General features: G+C 62.2%; 19 protein-coding genes and 2 tRNA genes. 7 read left to right on the plus strand and 14 right to left on the minus strand.

Annotation, left to right across the window (positions count from 1 at the left end):
• Positions 1-36: 36 nt before the first annotated feature.
• From CPI83_RS17450 to CPI83_RS17460, 3 genes are read right to left on the minus strand one after another with little or no spacing between them, the layout of a single operon-like run.
• Positions 37-708 (minus strand): uracil-DNA glycosylase, encoded by a 672-nt coding sequence (locus tag CPI83_RS17450; RefSeq protein WP_097387500.1) that lies wholly within the window; start codon positions 706-708, stop codon positions 37-39.
• Positions 708-1,229, minus strand: a complete 522-nt coding sequence (locus CPI83_RS17455; RefSeq protein ID WP_097387501.1) for a gamma carbonic anhydrase family protein — start codon at positions 1,227-1,229, stop codon at positions 708-710. Before CPI83_RS17455 ends, CPI83_RS17450 begins: the two co-directional genes overlap by 1 nt.
• Before the next feature lie 9 nt (positions 1,230-1,238).
• Positions 1,239-2,240 (minus strand): thiamine-phosphate kinase, encoded by a 1,002-nt coding sequence (locus CPI83_RS17460; protein ID WP_097388205.1) that lies wholly within the window; start codon positions 2,238-2,240, stop codon positions 1,239-1,241.
• 89 nt (positions 2,241-2,329) lie between these two features.
• On the opposite strand from CPI83_RS17460, the gene CPI83_RS17465 reads away from it, so the two are divergent.
• Positions 2,330-3,022, plus strand: a complete 693-nt coding sequence (locus tag CPI83_RS17465) for a DUF3515 domain-containing protein (protein ID WP_078377411.1) — start codon at positions 2,330-2,332, stop codon at positions 3,020-3,022.
• Here the strand turns inward: CPI83_RS17465 and CPI83_RS17470 are convergent, their stop codons facing one another.
• The 3 genes from CPI83_RS17470 to CPI83_RS17480 all read right to left on the minus strand — a co-directional run bounded on the left by CPI83_RS17470 (position 3,023) and on the right by CPI83_RS17480 (position 6,348).
• Entirely contained in the window at positions 3,023-4,129 is a 1,107-nt protein-coding gene (locus tag CPI83_RS17470) for a D-alanine--D-alanine ligase family protein (RefSeq protein ID WP_024487352.1), read from the minus strand.
• A 72-nt stretch (positions 4,130-4,201) separates the two neighbouring features.
• Positions 4,202-5,353, minus strand: a complete 1,152-nt coding sequence (locus tag CPI83_RS17475) for a cystathionine gamma-lyase (protein ID WP_097387502.1) — start codon at positions 5,351-5,353, stop codon at positions 4,202-4,204.
• Positions 5,350-6,348: an NAD(P)H-dependent glycerol-3-phosphate dehydrogenase gene (locus CPI83_RS17480; protein ID WP_019747941.1), complete on the minus strand. Its 999-nt coding sequence runs from the start codon at positions 6,346-6,348 to the stop codon at positions 5,350-5,352. The genes CPI83_RS17475 and CPI83_RS17480 overlap by 4 nt, the downstream gene beginning before the upstream one ends.
• A gap of 126 nt (positions 6,349-6,474) precedes the next feature.
• Between CPI83_RS17480 and cofC the strand changes: the two genes are divergently transcribed.
• Genes cofC through CPI83_RS17495 form a run of 3 tightly spaced genes read left to right on the plus strand, consistent with a single transcriptional unit; the run spans position 6,475 to position 10,463 of the window.
• Entirely contained in the window at positions 6,475-7,224 is a 750-nt protein-coding gene (gene cofC / locus CPI83_RS17485; RefSeq protein WP_097387503.1) for a 2-phospho-L-lactate guanylyltransferase, read from the plus strand.
• Between the two features lie 51 nt (positions 7,225-7,275).
• Complete coding sequence (locus CPI83_RS17490) at positions 7,276-9,519, plus strand: RNA degradosome polyphosphate kinase (RefSeq protein WP_003942685.1); 2,244 nt, start codon at positions 7,276-7,278, stop codon at positions 9,517-9,519.
• A gap of 17 nt (positions 9,520-9,536) precedes the next feature.
• Positions 9,537-10,463, plus strand: a complete 927-nt coding sequence (locus CPI83_RS17495) for an NUDIX hydrolase (RefSeq protein WP_019747939.1) — start codon at positions 9,537-9,539, stop codon at positions 10,461-10,463.
• Positions 10,464-10,628: 165 nt separating this feature from the next.
• Here CPI83_RS17495 and CPI83_RS17500 read toward each other — a convergent pair whose 3' ends face one another.
• From CPI83_RS17500 to leuC, 3 genes are all read right to left on the minus strand, one after another.
• Positions 10,629-11,315: an HU family DNA-binding protein gene (locus CPI83_RS17500; RefSeq protein ID WP_020907264.1), complete on the minus strand. Its 687-nt coding sequence runs from the start codon at positions 11,313-11,315 to the stop codon at positions 10,629-10,631.
• A gap of 157 nt (positions 11,316-11,472) precedes the next feature.
• Positions 11,473-12,081 (minus strand): 3-isopropylmalate dehydratase small subunit, encoded by a 609-nt coding sequence (gene leuD / locus CPI83_RS17505; protein WP_019747937.1) that lies wholly within the window; start codon positions 12,079-12,081, stop codon positions 11,473-11,475.
• Between the two features lie 28 nt (positions 12,082-12,109).
• Positions 12,110-13,531, minus strand: a complete 1,422-nt coding sequence (leuC, locus tag CPI83_RS17510; RefSeq protein ID WP_019747936.1) for a 3-isopropylmalate dehydratase large subunit — start codon at positions 13,529-13,531, stop codon at positions 12,110-12,112.
• 178 nt (positions 13,532-13,709) lie between these two features.
• Here leuC and CPI83_RS17515 point away from each other — a divergent pair, with 178 nt between their 5' ends.
• The 3 genes from CPI83_RS17515 to CPI83_RS17525 all read left to right on the plus strand — a co-directional run bounded on the left by CPI83_RS17515 (position 13,710) and on the right by CPI83_RS17525 (position 15,251).
• Positions 13,710-14,411, plus strand: a complete 702-nt coding sequence (locus CPI83_RS17515; RefSeq protein ID WP_007729342.1) for an IclR family transcriptional regulator — start codon at positions 13,710-13,712, stop codon at positions 14,409-14,411.
• Between the two features lie 55 nt (positions 14,412-14,466).
• Entirely contained in the window at positions 14,467-14,964 is a 498-nt protein-coding gene (locus tag CPI83_RS17520; RefSeq protein WP_021333071.1) for a PPOX class F420-dependent oxidoreductase, read from the plus strand.
• An 89-nt stretch (positions 14,965-15,053) separates the two neighbouring features.
• Complete coding sequence (locus CPI83_RS17525; RefSeq protein ID WP_007729345.1) at positions 15,054-15,251, plus strand: DUF5302 domain-containing protein; 198 nt, start codon at positions 15,054-15,056, stop codon at positions 15,249-15,251.
• Positions 15,252-15,390: 139 nt separating this feature from the next.
• Here the strand turns inward: CPI83_RS17525 and CPI83_RS17530 are convergent.
• The 5 genes from CPI83_RS17530 to CPI83_RS17550 all read right to left on the minus strand — a co-directional run bounded on the left by CPI83_RS17530 (position 15,391) and on the right by CPI83_RS17550 (position 19,660).
• Positions 15,391-15,463: transfer RNA gene (locus CPI83_RS17530), tRNA-Glu, on the minus strand.
• Positions 15,464-15,558: 95 nt separating this feature from the next.
• Positions 15,559-15,630, minus strand: a tRNA-Gln gene (locus CPI83_RS17535).
• A gap of 156 nt (positions 15,631-15,786) precedes the next feature.
• A complete protein-coding gene (gene gltX, locus CPI83_RS17540; protein WP_019747934.1) occupies positions 15,787-17,262 on the minus strand; it encodes a glutamate--tRNA ligase in 1,476 nt (491 codons plus the stop codon).
• A 73-nt stretch (positions 17,263-17,335) separates the two neighbouring features.
• On the minus strand, positions 17,336-18,496 hold the full coding sequence (locus tag CPI83_RS17545) for an alkane 1-monooxygenase (RefSeq protein ID WP_021333072.1): 1,161 nt from the start codon (positions 18,494-18,496) through the stop codon (positions 17,336-17,338).
• Between the two features lie 390 nt (positions 18,497-18,886).
• Complete coding sequence (locus CPI83_RS17550; protein ID WP_020969311.1) at positions 18,887-19,660, minus strand: fumarylacetoacetate hydrolase family protein; 774 nt, start codon at positions 19,658-19,660, stop codon at positions 18,887-18,889.
• Positions 19,661-19,668: the final 8 nt, after the last annotated feature.

Consider the following 19,668-nt stretch of genomic DNA (forward strand, 5'->3'; position numbering starts at 1 on the left):
CGTTCGGCATGCCGGGTGAGTGCAGGCGCAGTTCGATCAGCCCAGATTCCAGTCGACCGGGTCGGCCCCGAGTCCGGTCAAGAGTTCGTTCGCACGACTGAACGGGCGCGAACCGAAGAAGCCGCGCGAAGCCGAAAGCGGTGACGGGTGCGCTGATTCGATGATCGGTGTGTCGCCCAGCATCGGCGCGAGAGTGGCCGCGTCACGACCCCACAAGATCGCCACCATCGGTGACGACCGCGCGACCAGAGCGCGGATAGCCTGCTCGGTCACCGGCTCCCAGCCCTTCTTACGATGAGAAGCGGCTTGACCCGGCTGCACGGTGAGTACGCGATTGAGAAGCAGCACACCTTGTTTCGACCACGGCGTCAGATCGCCGTTCGGCGGTATCGGCAACCCGAGATCCTGGTGATACTCCTTGTAGATATTACCGAGACTTCGTGGAACCGGCCGCACGTCCGGGGCAACCGAAAAGCTCAACCCGACAGCATGACCGGGCGTCGGATAGGGGTCTTGACCGACGATGAGCACCCGAACGTCGTCGAACGGATTCGTGAATGCACGCAAGACGTTCTCTCCCGCAGGCAGATACTCCCGTCCCGCAGCGATCTCTTTGCGCAAGAACTTACCCATCGCGGAGATCTGCTCCGAGACCGGTTCGAGTGCCCGCGCCCACCCTGGATCGACGATCTCTGCAAGCGGCGCCATCAGTCGAGCCTGCGCAACGCGTCGCGGTAGTACGCCGCATTGGCTGCGTACATCTTGACGTTTCCGTCGAGGTGTCCGAGCGGAACTTCGTATCCCGCACGGACCTTGGCGGGCACACCGAGTGCCATGCTGCGCGGGGGAACTTGCATCTTGTTGGCCACCACCGCACCCGCGGCGACGATCGACCCCGTCCCGATCACCGTTCCGTTGAGAACCACGGATCCCGATGCGATCAGGCAGTGGTCCTCGATGGTCGACCCCTCGATGTGCGCGTTGTGGCCCACCACGCAACCGGAACCGATGACAGTCGCATCGATGGCGGTGCAATGGATGACACTTCCGTCCTGGATGTTGGATCCGATTCCCACCGAAATGGTTCCGTAGTCACCACGCAATACCGCCTGCGGCCAGATCGAGGTGCCTGCCGCGAGAGTCACGGCGCCGATCACCACCGCGTCCGGGTGAACGTATGCGTCCGGATGAATGTCCGGAACTCTGTCTCCAAGTGCATATACAGCCATGAAAGCAACCTATACCGCGGTGGTGCCGGTGGTCGAAAAGCTGTGCCAGCCCCCACCGCTCTCGCGAAGCGAACCGTCGACGCTCACGCCGGAACCGGCCGCAACCTCACCGATCACAGTCCAACCCGACGGAATCTCGACCTCAGGCCCGAAAGTTGCTGCAAATCCGTGATCTTCACCACCGGAGAGGATCCAGTCCAGCGGATCGACGTCGAGCGCCTCGGCCGCCGATGCGACATCGAGTGAGGTGGGAACCGCGGCCGAGACGATGTCGAACCGCACGTGCGAGGCCTCTGCGAGATGTCGAAGGTCCGCGATCAATCCGTCGGATACGTCCGTCATGGAATGTGCTGATTCTGCGGCGTCCCATGCCGATTGATACGGCGGATTCGGAACACGATGAGCGGCAAGCAAGTCTGGAAAGCTTTCGGCTTCGTCGAGCAATACGGCTTCGTCGAGCAGTAGAGCCAACCCTGCTGCCGAGCAACCGAACAACCCGGCGACCGCGATCTTGTCACCGATCTTTGCTCCCGAACGCAGAACTGCCGGACGGCCACCGAGATCGCCGAGCACGGTCACCGACACCACGATCACCGGCGACTGGACCAGGTCACCGCCGACCACACCGGCCCCCAGATCGGTTGCCGCGTCCCAGATTCCCGCGGAGATTCCGTCGATCACGTCGACCGGAGTCGAAGGCGGGCACCCCAGAGACACGGTGAATGCCGTCGGCCGCGCTCCCATCGAGACGACATCCGCAGCGTTCTGTGCCACTGCCTTTCGGCCGATGTCGCGTGGCGAAGACCAATCCATTCGGAAATGCCGACCTTCGACCAGCATGTCGGACGAGACAACCACACGGCCGTCTCCGGACGTCACGATCGCGGCATCGTCACCCGGCCCCAATTCGGTGGTGACCGGTTGGATTCGGCCGACCAGAGATCGCGCGATCACGTCGAACTCCCCCACCTGCTCGACAGTGTGCTCTGACCCGAACCCCGATGATGCGATGAGTGTCTCCAATGCCGACGCAATTCGCTCGTAAGCGGCCTGCGGTACCTTCTAGCTGTGGTCGTGAATGCTTCTGCAAGCTCACGCGTGTGTCGGCAATCCTACCGATTCACCGACGTGCCCTGCGAAGTGACGAGACCGCTGATCGACTGGACCAGGACCCGAGCGAAGAACTGAGCATGGCAGAAAACACCTCCACCGCAGACAACGCCGACATCGACCCCGATAGCGACGACGATCCGTCCGAGCGCCGCAGTCCGGCGCTGATCGCCACCGCCATCGCGCTCCCGGTAGCCCTGATCGTCGGAGTGGTGATCGCGGCCGTCGTCGCGGGAAACAACCCTGAACTCTCGCCGGTAGCGCTGGGACCCGTACCGGCACCGGCAGCGGAGTCGGAGGCCTGCGTTTCCCTCCTTGGTGCGCTCCCCGACAAGATCGACGACTTCACGAAAGCCGAGTTGGTTGACCCCGCTCCGGCTGGAGCGGCAGCTTGGCAGCGCAGCGAAGGTGAGCCGATCGTGTTGCGCTGCGGGCTCGACCGTCCGACCGAGTTCGACCAGGCTGCAGCACTACAGGTTGTGAACGGTGTCCAATGGTTCCAGGTCTCGGGAACCGACGTCGGTCTGGCTGCGAGCACTTGGTTTGCCGTAGACCGCGGTGAGTACATCGGTATCACGATCCCCGACGGGACCGGCCCGACGCCGATTCAGGAGATATCCGACACCATCACTGCGACTCTCGAACAGAAGCCTCTCGACCCGGCGCCGGTCGCGGTTCCCTGATCAGCGAAGTCCGGTACCGCGAGCGATGGCGGTGTCGACCAGTGTCGAAATCAAAGTGCGGTAATCGATTCCGGTGGCGTTCCACATCTTCGGATACATCGAGATGGAAGTGAACCCAGGCATCGTGTTGATCTCGTTGATCACCGGGCCGTCAGCCGTGACGAAGAAATCGACCCGCGAGAGTCCCTGGCAATCGAGTGCCTTGAACGCGCGGACTGCAAGCTCCCTGATCTGGTCGCTCACCGACTCGTCGAGTTTCGCGGGGATGTCGAATTCGCAGACGTCGTCGAGGTACTTGGTGTCGAAGTCGTAGAACGCGTCCGAATCGGTGTCGGAATCCGGCATCCGGATCTCAGCGACCACACTCGCCTTGACGTCGCCGTTCGGGAATTCGAGGACGCCGCATTCCACCTCACGGCCGATGATCGCGCCTTCGACGATCACCTTGGGATCGTGCAGGCGCGCATGAGCGATCGCCCCGTCCAGACCGTCCCAATTGCTCACCCGGGTGATGCCGATGGACGAACCACCACGAGCGGGCTTCACGAACACGGGAAGGCCCAACTCCGCCTTCTGCTCTTCGGTCAGCGTTGCGATTCCCGGTCGAAGCACGACCTGCACTCCGACGGGAAGCCCTTCAGCGGCAAGAAGCTTCTTCGTGAACTCTTTGTCCATGCCGGCGGCGCTGGCCAGGACTCCGGGTCCGACATACGGAACCCCGGCAAGTTCGAGCAATCCCTGAATGGTGCCGTCTTCGCCGTAAGCCCCATGCAGAACGGGGAAAACGACGTCGACCGACGCGAGCACAGCACCGGCGTCGGAGCCGTCGAAGGAGATGACCTCGCCCTCGCGGGTGGGGTCCGCGCTGAGGACCACCGACGTTCCGTCTTTGTCGACCGACGGCAACGCGCGCCCGCTGATCGCGAGGGAGCTGGGGTCGCTCGACCCGAGGACCCAGGAACCGTCGACGGTGATGCCGATCGGTACGACGTCGTACCGATCCGGGTCGAGGTTGCTCAGGACGCTTCCGGCGGAAACACAGGACACTGAATGCTCATTGCTCCGGCCACCGAAGATCACGGCCACGCGGGTACGGCTGCTGTTCACGCGTCAAACCGTACCGCCGAATCGACTTCGGCACGCGATCGGGCCGGGCCGGAAATCATCGACGTGGTCCGCTCACGCGTCGAGCGCGCGCTCGATGTCGGCCAGGAGATCGGCGGTGTCCTCGATGCCACAAGCGATTCGGACAAAACCCGCACTGACCGGATCGCCCCAGCGCGCACGGCGATCCGCCGTCGTGTGGATCCCACCGAAGCTGGTGGCGGCCGTGACGAGATTGCTCGCTTCGACTAACGAGTGGAATGCTTGAGCCGAACCCAACTCGACGCTCACCAATCCGCCGAATCGTTTCATCTGACCGGATGCCGTTGTGTAGGACGGGTCACCGCGAAGGCCGGGATAACGAACGGACCGGACCGCTTTGTGTCCAGCCAACATCTCGGCCAGGGCCAGCGCGTTGTCGCACTGACGCCCGAATCGCAGGCCTGCCGTGCCGAGACTCCGGTGCGCAAGCCACGTCTCGAAGGGGCCGAGCACTGTTCCCGAAAGAAGTCGCTCACGCTCGATCCGCTGACTCACCACCGCATCGGAAGTAGCGACGTAACCCATCAGGAGGTCACTGTGCCCGCTGAGTGCCTTGGTACCGCTGGCCACCACGACGTCGGCACCCAATTCGAGCGGGCGCTGCCCCAGCGGTGTTGCAGTCGTGTTGTCGACGATCAGCAGCGCACCCGCTCGGTGGCACACGTCGGCGAGCACGCGAAGGTCGACCACGTCCAGCACCGGGTTGGACGGCGTCTCGGCGACGACGACCACGCGACCCGGTGACGCGTCGAGCAGTTCCCCGAAACTCGCGTCGCCCATCTCCAGGGTCGAGACTTCGCGAACGGTGATTCCCAACGGAGCCAACCGTTCGTTCGCGTACAACCGCACCTGGTAGTACCCGTCCGAGGGCACGACGACGGTATCCCCGGCGACGAGCACGCTGCGCAAGGTCGCGGTGATCGCAGACATCCCCGACCCCATGACGAGTGCGTGGTCCGCTCCTTCGAGCGCCGCGAGCGCCGATTCGAGTCCGCGCCAACCCGGGTTCGACGCACGAGCATAGGTATCGGACTCGGAGCCCTCGTCCACCGAAAGTTGGTACGGCGCAGCAAATATCGGGCCCATCTGCATGGGCTGACCCACAACGTGTTCGCGCGCAACGGCGCTCACACTGCGCGTCGAATCCCCGTAACCCTCGAAGTCACTCACACCGATTTCACTCATTCCGGCTTCGTCCGGCGTCCGAGCAACTGACCGATCGCATCGCTGACGGCCATGCCTTCGTGGCACACCCGATGGACCGCGTCGGTCAACGGCATCTCCACGTCGTAGCCGGCAGCGAGTGCGCGTACCGACGTGCACGACTTCACACCCTCGGCGACCTGACCGTTGGTTGCCTTCTGTGCTGACTCCATCGACCCGCCCCGTCCGAGTCGCTCTCCGAACGTCCGGTTTCGCGACAACTCGGACGTGCAGGTCGCGACCAGGTCACCGACGCCCGCCAAGCCTGCAAGCGTCGACGCCTTGGCGCCGAGCGCGACACCGAGCCGAATCGTCTCGGCGAGACCACGGGTGATGATGCTGGCAACCGTGTTGTCGCCGAATCCACTACCGGCGGCCATGCCGCAGGCCAGCGCGATCACGTTCTTGCACGCGCCACCGATCTCGCAACCGATGACGTCGGAGTTGGTGTACGGCCTGAAATAGCCGGTAGCGCAAGCATCCTGGAGAGCGAGGGCACGCGAGGAATCCGAGCAGGCGATCACCGTGGCCGCTGGCTGCCCGCTGGCGATCTCGTGTGCAAGATTCGGGCCCGAGAGCACCGCGACGCGCCCCGGTTCCACGCCGGTCACCGACACGATGACCTGGCTCATGCGCATGAGCGTCCCGGTCTCGATTCCCTTGGCCAGACTCAGCAGAGTCGCATCGGGTCCGATCGAGCCTTTCCACTGCTCCAGGTTTCCCCGTAGCGACTGCGAGGGAACCGCCAGCACGATGAAGTCAGCGCCTGCCATCGCCTCCTCGTGGTGATGGGTCGCGCGAATCGACGAAGGCAAAGCAATGCCTGGCAGATAGTCGCTGTTCTCGTGCGTGGTGTCGATGCGCTTCGCGACCTCTTCACGCCTGGCCCACATCGTCACGTCGGTTCCGGCCTCGGCCATCACCTTGGCCAACGCTGTTCCCCACGAACCTGCGCCCAATACAGCTGCCTTACTCACACGCTCACCCCGTCTACCCGGCGAAGCGGGTCGCCGCCAGAAAAATCGTCTGCACAGAGTATCGCCTGTGGTGCACTGCGGTGGGCAGCCGCGGACACCGAGCGTGATGACTGGCAAGATCGAGGGATGGACAGCGCGGAACCCCCGTACCCACACGTCGTGGAGACACCGCATGCGCGCACGGAGATCGAACGCCCCATGCATGCGATAGTGGCCGTCAAGTCCTTGAGATCGGCCAAGTCCCGGCTCGCGGGCGAACTCGACGCGGACGCACGTGCAGACCTCGTGTTGGCCATGCTTCACGACACCCTCGCGACCGTTGCCGCCGTCTCTGCCATCGACACCGTCACAGTGGTCACCCCAGACCCGACCGTTGCCGCTCTTGCGTATTCCGTCGGCGTGACGGTCTACGCCGATCCAGCTCCCCACATCTCGCTGACCAACGGCGCCTCACCGCGCGCGGAGGAAACCCTCAACGCAGCGTTGAGTGCAGCGGCCGCCGATATCCGAGCCAAACGCGGAGTGGTCGACCTCGTTGTGCTGCAAGCCGACTTGCCCGCGATGCAACCGAGCGAACTGACGGAGGCCGTGGCCGCCGCCCGAAGCGGTGGACGTTCAGTCGTCGTCGATCACCACGGCACCGGCACTTCCGCATTGTTTGCGTGTGGCGAGAGTGCGCTCGACCCCCAATTCGGTCCGGAATCCGCACGGGGACATGCTAATTCAGGTGCTCGTCCACTCAACGGCCAATGGCCGGGACTGCGCACCGACGTCGATACCCACGCCGATCTCGACACCGTGCGCGCACTGGGAGTAGGCCCCGCGACATTGGCTTCGTTGACCAGACTCAAGGCCACGCCGTCGAACAGTCGATGAATTTTCTTTCATCGATTGTCGGACCGCGCGATTGTGGGGGATGATCGACGAGTGAGCAATGGCGAAGCACTCGAAAACCGTATTTCCGAAGACCAGTCGGACGGAGACCACAGCTCCGGCCGACACGAGAACGGCGCGGCCACCTCGCCGCGATCTCAGGCCGTCGCGGTCGCCACCAACATCCCGGGCGCTCCCCCTGCAGCTACCAAGGCAGAGCTACCCGAATTGCTCGTCGGACTTCCCGAGGATCGTTACCTAAACCGCGAACTCAGCTGGCTCGATTTCAATGCCCGTGTTCTCGCATTGGCTGCCGACGAGTCACTGCCGTTGCTCGAACGCGCAAAGTTCCTCGCCATCTTCGCTTCCAATCTCGACGAATTTTTCATGGTCCGGGTCGCCGGACTCAAGCGCCGCGACGAGACGGGACTGTCGGTCAGGTCCGCCGACGGCCTCTCCCCACGCGAACAATTGGCGCTCATTGCGCGTCGCACCCAGGAACTCGCCGACAAGCACGCACACGTGTTTCTCGACTCGGTCCGCCCTGCCCTGGCGGCAGAAGGCATTTCAATTGTTAGATGGGCCGACCTCAGCGCCGACGATCACGGCCGGCTATCGGCGCATTTCCACGAGCAGGTCTTCCCGGTACTGACGCCGTTGGCAGTCGATCACGCCCACCCGTTCCCCTACATCAGCGGACTGAGCCTCAACCTCGCCGTGACCGTGAAGGACTCCGTCACCCGCGGCGAACACTTCGCTCGCGTCAAGGTCCCCGACAACGTCGGCCGGTTCGTGCGAGTCAAGAGCACGACGTCTTCGTCCACCATCGATTCGTTCCTCCCGATGGAAGAACTGATTTCGGCTCATCTGGACGTGCTGTTCCCCGGAATGGAAATCGTCGAACATCACGCCTTCCGAATCACACGCAACGCCGATTTCGAGGTCGAAGAGGATCGGGACGAGGATCTGCTGCAGGCACTCGAACGTGAATTGGCGCGTCGTCGTTTCGGTTCGCCCGTTCGCCTCGAAGTTGCCGACGACATGACCGAGCACATGCTCGAACTGCTTCTGCGTGAACTCGACGTCGATCCGGCCGACGTGATCGAGGTTTCCGGGCTCCTCGACTTGTCCTGCCTCTGGCAGGTTTACGCCGTCGACCGCCCAGCACTCAAGGACGCGCCGTTCGTCCCGGCGACGCATCCGGCGTTCGGCGAGCGTGAGACACCGAAGAGTGTGTTCTCGACCCTGCGCGAGGGCGACGTGCTCGTCCACCACCCTTACGACTCGTTTTCCACCAGCGTTCAACGCTTCATCGAACAGGCCGCGGCCGACCCGCAGGTGCTCGCGATCAAGCAGACCCTGTACCGAACTTCGGGCGACTCCCCCATCGTCAACGCACTGATCGACGCCGCCGAGGCCGGCAAGCAAGTTGTTGCCCTCGTGGAGATCAAGGCGCGCTTCGACGAGCAAGCCAACATCAAGTGGGCACGCAAACTCGAGCAGGCCGGCGTTCACGTCGTCTACGGTCTCGTCGGTCTCAAGACTCACTGCAAGACCTGCCTCGTCGTCAGGCGCGAAGGTTCGACAATTCGTCGCTACTGCCACATCGGCACCGGCAACTACAACCCGAAGACCGCGCGCATGTACGAGGACGTCGGATTGCTCACCGCAGCACCGGAGATCGGTGCTGACCTCACCGACCTCTTCAACTCGCTGACCGGATACTCCCGAAAGACGAGCTACCGCAACCTTCTCGTTGCGCCGTACGGGGTTCGCCGCGGGATCATCGAGCGGATCGACAACGAGATCGCTCACAAGCTCGCAGGCCGCGATGCCGGTATCCGCTTGAAAGCCAACGCATTGGTCGACGAGCAGGTCATCGACGCGTTGTACCGCGCGTCCAAGGCCGGTATCCCCGTCGAGATCGTGGTCCGCGGAATCTGCGCGCTCAAGCCGGGTGTTCCGGGCCTCAGCGAAAACATCGAAGTACGTTCCATTCTCGGGCGGTTCCTCGAACACTCGCGAATGTTCCATTTCCGCTCGGCCGACGAATTCTGGATCGGCAGCGCAGACATGATGCACCGCAACCTCGATCGCCGCGTCGAGGTCATGGTGCAGGTCAAGGATCCGAAACTGTCGAAGCAACTCGGTGACATCTTCGATTCCGCTCTCGATCCGCGAACTCGCTGCTGGGTACTGCATCCGGACGGCAGTTGGGTCGCTGCACCCGAACGCGGTGAGGACGTACGTGAGCATCAACAGTCGTTGATGCGCAGCCGCACCGCCAGCGGGTCTTGACGGGCTCGGATCACACCATGAGCGACAAGCCGGTCAAAGCCAACATCTTTGCCGCAGGCGCGGTTCTGTGGCGGAAGGCTCCCCAGGATCCTTCCGCCATCGAGATCGCCGTCGTACATCGACCGAAGTACGACGACTGGTCATTCCCCAAAGGAAAGCTCGATCCAGGCGAGACCTTCTTGACCGCAGCAGTTCGCGAGGTCCGCGAAGAGACCTCGATCACCGGACGTTTCGGAAGGCACCTCGGTGGCGTGACGTACCCGATCCCGGGACATCGCAAACTCAAACGAGTCGAATACTGGTCGGCCGAAGCAGTCGACGGAGATTTCGGGCCGAATAACGAAGTAGATGTTCTCTATTGGCTTCCGGTCGCCGAGGTCGCCGATCATCTTTCCTACCCGATGGATCGAATGATTCTTCGCCGCTTCGTTTCCATTCGGCCTGACACGAAAACGGTATTACTCGTCCGCCACGCAAAGGCTGGAAGCCGTAAGCGGTACAAGGGCGACGACAATTTGCGTCCACTCGACGCCAAGGGCAAAGAACAATCCGCCGCCTTGGTCGAACAGCTGAAAATCTTCGGAGCCGATTCGGTTTTCGCGGCTGACCGTACGCGCTGCATCGACACCGTAATGCCGTTGGCGGAGGCATTGGGTGTCGAGATTTCGACGGAACCTCTTCTGACCGAAGAAGGTTACGAGGCCGATCCCGACGCCGCTCGGGCACGTGCGCTGCAGATTGCCGCACTGGAGGGCACTCCAGTGATCTGCAGCCAAGGAGGCGTCATCCCCGATTTGATGCGCTGGTGGGCTGATACGGCCGGTGTAACACTGCCCTCTGCACGCAACCGTAAGGCGAGCACTTGGGTGCTCTCGTTCCTCGACGGCCGTCTCGTCGCCGCCGATCACCTCGACAGCCCGCTCCCCAAAGTCGCCAACTCCTGAGGGATTTGGACCAACCGGCCCCAGCTCGATTCGGTAGTTTTGCAAAGCACTGAAACACAGGAGAATTCACACTTCTCCCAGACAGCAAAAAGAGGTGCAGCCGCGGATCAGATCCGCGGCTGCACCTCTTTGTCTTACGGCATCGGGTTTTTCACCCGAACGCGACTACTTTCCGCGCTTGGCCGGAGCCTTCTTGGCCGGAGCCTTCTTGGCTGCGGTCTTGGCCGGAGCCTTCTTGGCCGGAGCCTTCTTGGCCGGAGCCTTGGCTGCGGTCTTGGCCGGAGCCTTCTTGGCGGGAGCCTTGGTGGCAACCGTCTTCTTGGCTGCGGTCTTGGCCGGAGCCTTCTTGGCGGGAGCCTTGGTGGCAACCGTCTTCTTGGCTGCGGTCTTGGCCGGAGCCTTCTTGGCGGGAGCCTTCGCGGCAACCGTCTTCTTGGCTGCGGTCTTGGCCGGAGCCTTCTTTGCCGGAGCCTTCTTGGCTGCGGTCTTCTTGGCAGCAGCCTTCTTGGCTGCAGCCTTGGTGGCCGGTGCTGCTACGCCACGCTTGACTGCCGGGCCGGTGGCCGGAAGCTTCTGTCCACCAGCGATAACAGCCTTGAACTGCGCACCCGGACGGAAAGCCGGAACCGACGTCGGCTTGACCTTGACGGTCTCGCCCGTACGCGGGTTGCGTGCAACACGTGCTGCACGACGACGCTGCTCGAAGACTCCGAAGCCGGTGATGGTCACGCTCTCGCCACGGTGGACGGCGCGGACGATGGTGTCCACGACGTGCTCCACTGCGTCGGTCGCTGTGCGCCTGTCCGAACCCAGCTTTTCAGTCAGAACATCGATGAGCTCTGCCTTGTTCATTGAAATTCCTCCGCTAATTGTGGTCCACCGTCGGACCGACTGAGAACCACGGTAAACCTGATAACGGCAAGAGTCTATGTGCCACGCCAATTCTCATTCAACGTGACTGCGAAATGGTGACCTATTTCTCTTCCCGCGCGGAGTTGCGGATTTCGGTTCAGCCCTGCGAAATTCGGGCTGGAAGGGTAGTCGGTTTCCATGAAGGCCTTGACTTTTCGAACTCGGAAATCGCTTCTACCTGCCGCAATGTCAGTCCGATGTCGTCGAGACCCTCCAGCAGACGCCACCGTGTGTAGTCGTCAATATTGAACGGCACCACCGTAGTTCCGGCGCTCACGGTCCGATTCTCGAGATCTACTGTCAATTCCAGTCCGGGCTGCTCTTCGAGCAACTTCCAGAGCAATTCGACGTCGCTCTGCTCGACTTGTGCCGCTACGAGACCGGCTTTTCCGGCGTTCCCACGGAAGATGTCGGCGAACCGGGAAGCGATGACGACCCGAAATCCGAAGTCGGAGAGAGCCCACACGGCATGCTCACGCGAAGAGCCCGTGCCGAAATCGGGACCGGCTACGAGGACACTTCCCTTGTCGTACGGAGCCAGATTGAGAATGAAGTTGGGGTCGGTGCGCCAGCCTGCAAACAGCCCGTCCTCGAATCCCGTGCGCGTCACCCGTTTCAGGTACACGGCAGGGATGATCTGATCGGTATCGACATTCGAGCGTCGCAGCGGGACGCCGATACCCTTGTGCGTGGTAAAGGATTCCATCGAAATTCTCCTCGAGATGGTAAGTGGGTCAGACCAGATCGGCCGGTGCCGAGAGCGTTCCGCGGACCGCAGTGGCAGCCGCGACGAGCGGGGAAACCAGATGGGTCCGACCGCCTTTACCCTGTCGGCCTTCGAAATTCCGGTTGGACGTCGATGCCGAACGCTCGCCGGGAGCAAGCTGGTCAGGGTTCATTCCCAAGCACATCGAGCAACCGGCCTGGCGCCATTCGGCCCCTGCCGCCGTGAAGATTTCACCGAGACCTTCACTTTCGGCTTGAGCACGCACCCGCATCGAGCCGGGAACGATGAGCATCCGAACACCCTCTGCCACATGGCGACCCTCGAGCACCTCGGCCACCGCGCGCAGATCTTCGATGCGCCCGTTGGTGCACGAACCGACGAAGACGGTGTCGACAGCAACATCCCGAAGCGCCATGCCGGCGTCGAGACCCATGTAGGTGAGCGCCTTCTCGGCAGCCTGACGCTCGCTCTCGTCGACGATCAGTTCCGGATCGGGAACACGGTCACCGAGCGGTGCACCCTGTCCCGGATTGGTTCCCCACGTGACAAAGGGCGTCAATGCGCTTGCGTCGATGTGGACCTCGTTGTCGAATTCGGCGCCCTCGTCGGTCTTGAGCAACTCCCACGCGGCGACGGCTTCGTCCCACTCTGCGCCCGACGGTGCATGCGGACGGCCCTTGATGAACTCGTAAGTGGTCTCGTCCGGTGCGATCATGCCAGCACGGGCTCCGGCCTCGATCGACATGTTGCAGATGGTCATACGAGCTTCCATCGACAGTTTGCGAATGGCCTCGCCGCGGTACTCCAGGACGTAGCCCTGGCCGCCGCCGGTGCCGATCTTGGCGATGACTGCCAGGATCAAGTCCTTGCTCGTGACGCCAGGAGGCAGCTCGCCGTCGACCGTGATCGCCATGGTCTTGAAGGGGCGCAACGACAATGTCTGCGTCGCCATCACGTGCTCGACCTCGCTGGTGCCGATTCCCATTGCGAGCGCACCGAATGCGCCGTGCGTCGACGTATGACTGTCGCCGCACACCACGGTGGTTCCCGGCTGAGTCAGGCCGAGCTGCGGTCCGACCACATGCACGATGCCCTGATCGAGATCGCCCATGCGGTGCAAGCGAACTCCGAACTCCTCGCAATTTCGGCGCAAGGTGTCGACCTGAGTCTTGGACACGGGATCGGCGATCGGCTTGTCGATGTCGATCGTCGGAACGTTGTGGTCCTCGGTGGCGATCGTCAGGTCGGGACGGCGCAACGGGCGTCCGGCCAAGCGAAGTCCGTCGAATGCCTGCGGGCTCGTCACTTCGTGAACGAGGTGGAGATCGATGTAGATGAGGTCGGGATCCTGCCCCTCCCCTTTCACGACAACGTGGTCGTCCCACACCTTCTCGGCGAGAGTGCGTGCTTTCTGTGCCATGTCTTCCACCTCTGTACGTAGCCTCGCGTCGGCGGACTACGGGCTGGCCCGCCGCGCGTGAAGTAGGTCCCCAGCCCTCGCAGCAGATGCAGGCTGCCCCTAGGAAATGCACTAGCCCTTCTGTAAATGCGCTAGTCCACCAGGAAATGCGCTATCATCCCACTATGCGAGAAACTGGTATCGACCTATGAGACAGCATAGCGGCATCGGCGTCCTGGACAAAGCAATGGGCGTTCTTCATGCAGTAGCTGAGGAACCGTGCAGCCTCACCGAACTCTGTGCACGAACCGGTTTGCCGCGCGCGACCGCCCATAGACTCGCCGTCGGTCTCGAAGTCCATCGACTCCTCACACGCGACTCGGATGGTCAGTGGTGCCCAGGGCCCGGACTCGCCGAACTCGCTGCCACCGCTAATGATCCACTCATTGCTGCGGCCGGACTCATCCTCCCCCGCCTTCGCGAAATCACCGGCGAAAGCGTCCAGCTGTACCGCCGGGAAGGCACCCAACGCATCTGCGTTGCGTCGATGGAACCGCCCACGGGCCTTCGCGACACAGTTCTCGTCGGGGCCAGGCTGCCGATGAATGCCGGTTCCGGCGCCAAGGTCCTTCTCGCATGGGCAGATCCACAAACCCAACGGACCGTTCTCGCCGATGCGTCGTTCGGCGAACGAGTGCTCCTCGAGGTTCGCCGGCGCGGCTGGGCACAGAGTGCAGCCGAACGTGAGCCGGGTGTCGCCAGCGTCGCGGCTCCCGTCCGAGACTCGGCAGGCGCTGTCATTGCCGCGATTTCGGTCTCCGGCCCCATCGATCGGATGGGTAGACGACCGGGAGCCCGCTGGGCGGCGGACCTTCTCGCAGCTGCCGAAGCGCTCCACAAGCGTCTGTAATTCGTGACACAGTAAGGCCTTCAGATCCTCGAGCACGTAGGAGTACGACGCGACCATGGCGGGAAAGCAGCGTAGTCAGATCACGATGACCGAGGCCGAAATTTCGAGCTTCGTCGAAAAGAGCCGTACGGCAACGATGGCGACGTTGAGCGCCGACGGAATGCCTCACCTGATCGCGATGTGGTTCGCGATAGTCGACGGCGAAATCTGGTTCGAAACCAAAGCCAAGTCGCAGAAGGCGGTCAATCTTCGCCGGGACACCCGTATGTCCGTCCTGATCGAAGACGGTCTGACGTACGACACGCTGCGAGGAGTCTCGATGGAGGGCACCGGAGTGATCGTCGAGGATCCGGAAGCTCTCTTTGCCGTGGGAATCAGTGTCTGGGAGCGATACACGGGCCCGTACACGGAAGATCTCCGCCCGGCCGTCGACGCGATGCTCCACAAGCGCGTCGCGGTACGGTTCGTTCCCGATCGAACTCGTTCGTGGGATCACCGCAAGCTCGGGATGCCGGCGATGCCTCTTTCCGGTTCTACTGCACCATCGCCGTAGACCCCGAGATTCGTGAAGCGAAATTCACGAGCTTTCGAATTCGGGCCGGCGTAGTTTCACCAACAGGCCCAACAACAAGGAGTGAGCATATGAGCGATCTCGACAGCAACACCCCGTCGGAACCCGAATCCCAATCGGAGGAAACCAAACGAAAGTTCCGTGAAGCCCTCGAACGGAAGAATCATCAGAACGCCAAATCGACCGACCATCGCGACGGACAGTCCAAGGTCCACAACACGCATGGCCCGGCCGATCACAAGCGAGAGTTCCGCCGCAAGAGCGGATAGCCGATCGCGGACAACAGAGTGAGATGACGATCACCCCCAGTCGAATTCGACTGGGGGTGATCGTTTTTCGCATCGCCGGAGACATTTCCGGCACATACGAAAAGACCCTCCGATCGATGATCGGAGGGTCTTTCCTTTGTAGCCCCGACGGGATTCGAACCCGCGCTACCGCCTTGAGAGGGCGGCGTCCTAGGCCGCTAGACGACGGGGCCAGGACACGCTTTTAAACGTGGTATTCAGTCTTGCTCTTGGATGCTCAGCAAGCTTAGCTTGTCTGAGTCCGGCCACAAAATCGACCGGATTTCCGCTGGGGTACCAGGACTCGAACCTAGAATGGCGGTACCAGAAACCGCTGTGTTGCCAATTACACCATACCCCAATGTCTTGCTCACCAGCCTTGCCCGATCCGCTTCGCTGTTGTGCTCGGCGGCTCGTCTCCGGCCGAAAAGAAGATTACCAGTACCCCTGCCCCAAATACCAAATCGTATGGTCACGGGAGGTTTTTGCTTCATTTTCGGCCGGAAGACCGTCCGATCTAGGCGGTTACCGCTGCCCTACCGGCGCGCAACCGAGCAATCGAGACCTCACGACCGAGCAATTCCATCGACTCGTACAGCGGAGGGCTGATGTGAGAGCCGGTGATCGCGACCCGAACCGGAGCGAAGGCCTTACGCGGTTTGAGCTCCAGATCCTCGATGAGGGCCTTCTTGAGTGCTTCCTCGATACTGGCCGCAGTCCACTCCGAGGTTGCCTCGAGTGCCGCAAGAGACGCATCCAGAACCGGACCAGCGTCTTCCTTCAGGTTCTTTGCCGCCGCGGCCGGATCGAGAGCAAACGACGCCTCGTCGACGAACAGGAACTTCAGCAGATCCCACGCGTCGGACAGGACGACGATGCGCGTCTGCACGAGGTCCGCCGCAACAGTGAACGTGGCTTCATCGACGTCGGCGCTGATGTGGCCGTGCTCCACCAGGAACGACTTCAGGCGGGCCGCGAAGTCGGCCGGCTGGAGCAAGCGAATGTGCTCGGCATTGATCGCGTCGGCCTTTTTCTGGTCGAAGCGGGCAGGGTTGGAGTTGACCTTCGAAACGTCGAAGGCCGCAACCATCTCGTCGAGTGAGAAGACATCGTGATCGTCGGCAATGCTCCACCCGAGCAGAGCCAAGTAGTTCAGCAGTCCCTCGGGAATGAAGCCCCGATCGCGGTGAATGAAGAGGTTGGACTCGGGATCGCGCTTGGAAAGCTTCTTGTTGCCCTGACCCATCACGAACGGCAGGTGCCCGAACGACGGTGTGAAATCGGCGACACCGATGCGGATCAAAGCCTCGTACAACGCGAGCTGACGCGGGGTCGAGGAAAGCAGGTCCTCACCGCGCAGTACGTGAGTGATCTTCATCAACGCGTCGTCGACGGGATTGACCAGCGTGTACAGCGGAATACCGTTCCCGCGAGTCAACGCGAAGTCCGGAACGGTGCCTGCCTTGAACGTGGTCTCGCCGCGAACCAGGTCGTTCCACGTCAGGTCGTGATCGGGCATCCGGAGGCGGACGACCGGCTTGCGCCCCTCGGCGACGTAGGCAGCGCGCTGCTCGTCACTGAGGTCGCGATCGAAGTTGTCGTATCCGAGCTTCGGGTCGCGTCCGGCCGCCTTGTGTCGGGCTTCCACTTCTTCGTTGGTCGAGTAGGACTCGTAGGCCTCGCCCGCGGCCAGCAACTTGGCAACGACGTCGAGATGCAGGTCGCGACGCTCGGACTGGCGATACGGTGCGTGCGGCCCACCGACCTCCGGGCCCTCGTCCCAATTGAGCCCCAACCAGCGGAGGGCGTCGAGGATGGCCTGGTAGGACTCTTCACTGTCGCGCTGCGCATCGGTGTCTTCGATACGGAACACGAACGTGCCGCCGTGGTGTCGTGCGAATGCCCAGTTGAACAAGGCGGTGCGCACCAAACCTACGTGCGGGGTTCCGGTGGGTGACGGACAGAAACGGACGCGTACTTCGCTGTTGGTCATGGCTCACTTGGCTCGGCGATGATGGATGGTCGTACTACAGGTTAGTCCCGCAGCGCTTCCTCCATCCCGCCGATCACTTACCCGGCAAGACGTTGATACGTGTCATGTCACCGTCGTAGTAGGCGAGTAGTCGCTTGTCCATGACCTTTCGCCACAGCGGCGGCACCCACGCGCACACGATCATGACCGCGTAACCCGCTGGAAGTTGCGGCGCTTCGGCCGCACTGCGCAGGCTCTGGTACCGCAGACGCGGATTCGCGTGATGGTCACTGTGACGCTGAAGTTGATAGAGGAACAGATTGCTGACGACGTGGTCGCTGTTCCAGCTGTCCTCGGGCGAGCAGCGAACGTACGAGCCGTCAGGCCGCTTCGCACGTAGCAAGCCGTAGTGCTCGAGATAGTTGGCGGTCTCGAGGAACGTGAATCCGGCAATCGCCTGAACGGCCAGCCACGGTGCGATTTCCCACCCGAACACCGCGATCAGGCTGCCGAACAGGACAACACTCATCGCCCACGCGTTCAGGATGTTGTTCCGATAGCTCCACGTCCGTCTGCCTTGACGCTGAAGGCGAGCGCTTTCGATCCGCCATCCCGAGCGCAAGCCGCCGATGACACTGCGCGGCAAGAAGAACCAGAAGTTTTCCTTGTATCGCGAACTGGCCGGATCCTCCGGCGTCGCGACACGGACGTGGTGACCATGGTTGTGCTCGACGTAGAAATGGCCGTAAAAGGACTGTGCCAGCGCTACTTTCGCGAGCCACTTCTCGAGCTTTTCGCTCTTGTGCCCCAATTCATGCGCCGCGTTGATCCCAACACCGGCAACCACGCCGGCAGTCATCGCGAGCGCGAACTTCTCCCCCGCCGCCATCGGCGCGTTCACCCAGCACCAGGCGACGAATACGAGACCGACGTACTGGAGGGGCAGGAACAGATACGTGCACCAGCGGTAGAAACGATCCTCTTGCAATTCAGGGATCGCTTCGTCCGGTGGGCTGTTACCGTCCTCGCCCGCCAGTAGATCGATCAGGGGAATGACGATCACGATGAGCCAGGCCCCGATGGCCCAGAAGAGCCCGAGACTGAATTTGTCGACCAGGAACCACGCAGCGAACGGACTGAGAGGAACCAGCAAACCCAGTGGCCACAGGTAGCGCTTCTTGTCTCGCCACACCGGCCGCTGCCCGTTCCGCGCGTGCGCTGCCGCTGTCCGGGATGCTTCCGCGAAGGTCGTCATGTATCACCACGTTTCTGCGCAATCCACTCGATTGCCCCATCGGCTTCTATCCAGTTATCGGCCACCCTACTGCTCAGCGTTACATTTCAGGGAATTTGGTCTGTTACGAGCCGCGGCAGCAAACCGCGGGGCGAACCCTCCCAACCTCACCAAATCAGACATAACGCCAGGAGGATCATGGGTGAAGCTTCGCCTGGCTCATGAAACCCGCAGGTCAGTCCCAGGGCCTGATTACCTCGAACCGGAAGGCAACCCCAATCGACCATCCGACGTTAGTTACCATCTTGCAACTTTTCTTTGACAGACACCTCTCGACTCACACCACGACGGAGGCCCCATCCGGTGGGGATGGGGCCTCCGTAGTCACATGACGGAACGAACCGGGTCAGATCAGTTCTTGGCGGTCACCGGGTTCGTGAGCGTGCCGATCCCCGAGACCGTGACCGACACGGAATCGCCGTCGACGATCGGGCCGACTCCGGCGGGGGTGCCGGTGAGGATGACGTCGCCGGGCAGGAGGGTCATCACCGCCGAGATCCACTCGATGATCTTCGGAATGTCGTGAAGCAGGAAGGCGGTGCTGCTGTCCTGCTTGACCTGACCGTTCACCTCGGTCTTGATGTCGACGTCGGACGCATCGAGGCTGGTTTCGATCCACGGACCGAGCGGGCAGAAGGTGTCGTGGCCCTTCGCGCGGGTCCATTGCCCGTCGTGACGCTGATGATCTCGCGCCGATACGTCGTTGGCGATCGTGTAGCCAAGGACCACGCTCAACGCCTTCGCCGCGGGTACGTCTTTGCAAGGCTGACCGATGACCACCGCGAGTTCACCCTCGAAATGCACCTCGTTGGACGTCGGAGGCAAGACGATCGGGGCGCCCGGGCCGACGATGGACGTATTGGGCTTGAGGAAGATCACCGGATCAGCCGGCGCCTCGCCGCCCATCTCCGCGATGTGATCTGCATAATTCTTGCCGATACAGATCACCTTGCTGGCGAGAATCGGAGCCAGCAGACGAACATCGGCGAGCGGCCAACTACGGCCGGTAAAGGTGGGGTTCCCGAACGGGTGCTCCGCAATTTCCTTGGCGACGAGGGCATCCTCTTCACCTTCGATACTGACGAACGCAACACCATCGGGACTGGCAATTCGACCAAGACGCATACTGGCCA

Source organism: Rhodococcus sp. H-CA8f (assembly GCF_002501585.1).
Taxonomy (GTDB): Bacteria; Actinomycetota; Actinomycetes; order Mycobacteriales; family Mycobacteriaceae; genus Rhodococcus_F; species Rhodococcus_F erythropolis.

Excerpts from the sequence above, each read along its gene's own strand:
- cofC (WP_097387503.1), top strand. The coding sequence starts at position 6,475 with ATGGACAGCGCGGAACCCCCGTACCCACACGTCGTGGAGACACCGCAT.
- CPI83_RS17450 (WP_097387500.1), bottom strand. The coding sequence starts at position 708 with ATGGCGCCGCTTGCAGAGATCGTCGATCCAGGGTGGGCGCGGGCACTC.
- CPI83_RS17475 (WP_097387502.1), bottom strand. The coding sequence starts at position 5,353 with ATGAGTGAAATCGGTGTGAGTGACTTCGAGGGTTACGGGGATTCGACG.
- CPI83_RS17550 (WP_020969311.1), bottom strand. The coding sequence starts at position 19,660 with ATGCGTCTTGGTCGAATTGCCAGTCCCGATGGTGTTGCGTTCGTCAGT.
- leuD (WP_019747937.1), bottom strand. The coding sequence starts at position 12,081 with ATGGAATCCTTTACCACGCACAAGGGTATCGGCGTCCCGCTGCGACGC.
- CPI83_RS17515 (WP_007729342.1), top strand. The coding sequence starts at position 13,710 with ATGAGACAGCATAGCGGCATCGGCGTCCTGGACAAAGCAATGGGCGTT.
- CPI83_RS17525 (WP_007729345.1), top strand. The coding sequence starts at position 15,054 with ATGAGCGATCTCGACAGCAACACCCCGTCGGAACCCGAATCCCAATCG.
- CPI83_RS17545 (WP_021333072.1), bottom strand. The coding sequence starts at position 18,496 with ATGACGACCTTCGCGGAAGCATCCCGGACAGCGGCAGCGCACGCGCGG.
- CPI83_RS17500 (WP_020907264.1), bottom strand. The coding sequence starts at position 11,315 with ATGAACAAGGCAGAGCTCATCGATGTTCTGACTGAAAAGCTGGGTTCG.
- CPI83_RS17495 (WP_019747939.1), top strand. The coding sequence starts at position 9,537 with ATGAGCGACAAGCCGGTCAAAGCCAACATCTTTGCCGCAGGCGCGGTT.
- gltX (WP_019747934.1), bottom strand. The coding sequence starts at position 17,262 with ATGACCAACAGCGAAGTACGCGTCCGTTTCTGTCCGTCACCCACCGGA.
- CPI83_RS17520 (WP_021333071.1), top strand. The coding sequence starts at position 14,467 with ATGGCGGGAAAGCAGCGTAGTCAGATCACGATGACCGAGGCCGAAATT.
- CPI83_RS17455 (WP_097387501.1), bottom strand. The coding sequence starts at position 1,229 with ATGGCTGTATATGCACTTGGAGACAGAGTTCCGGACATTCATCCGGAC.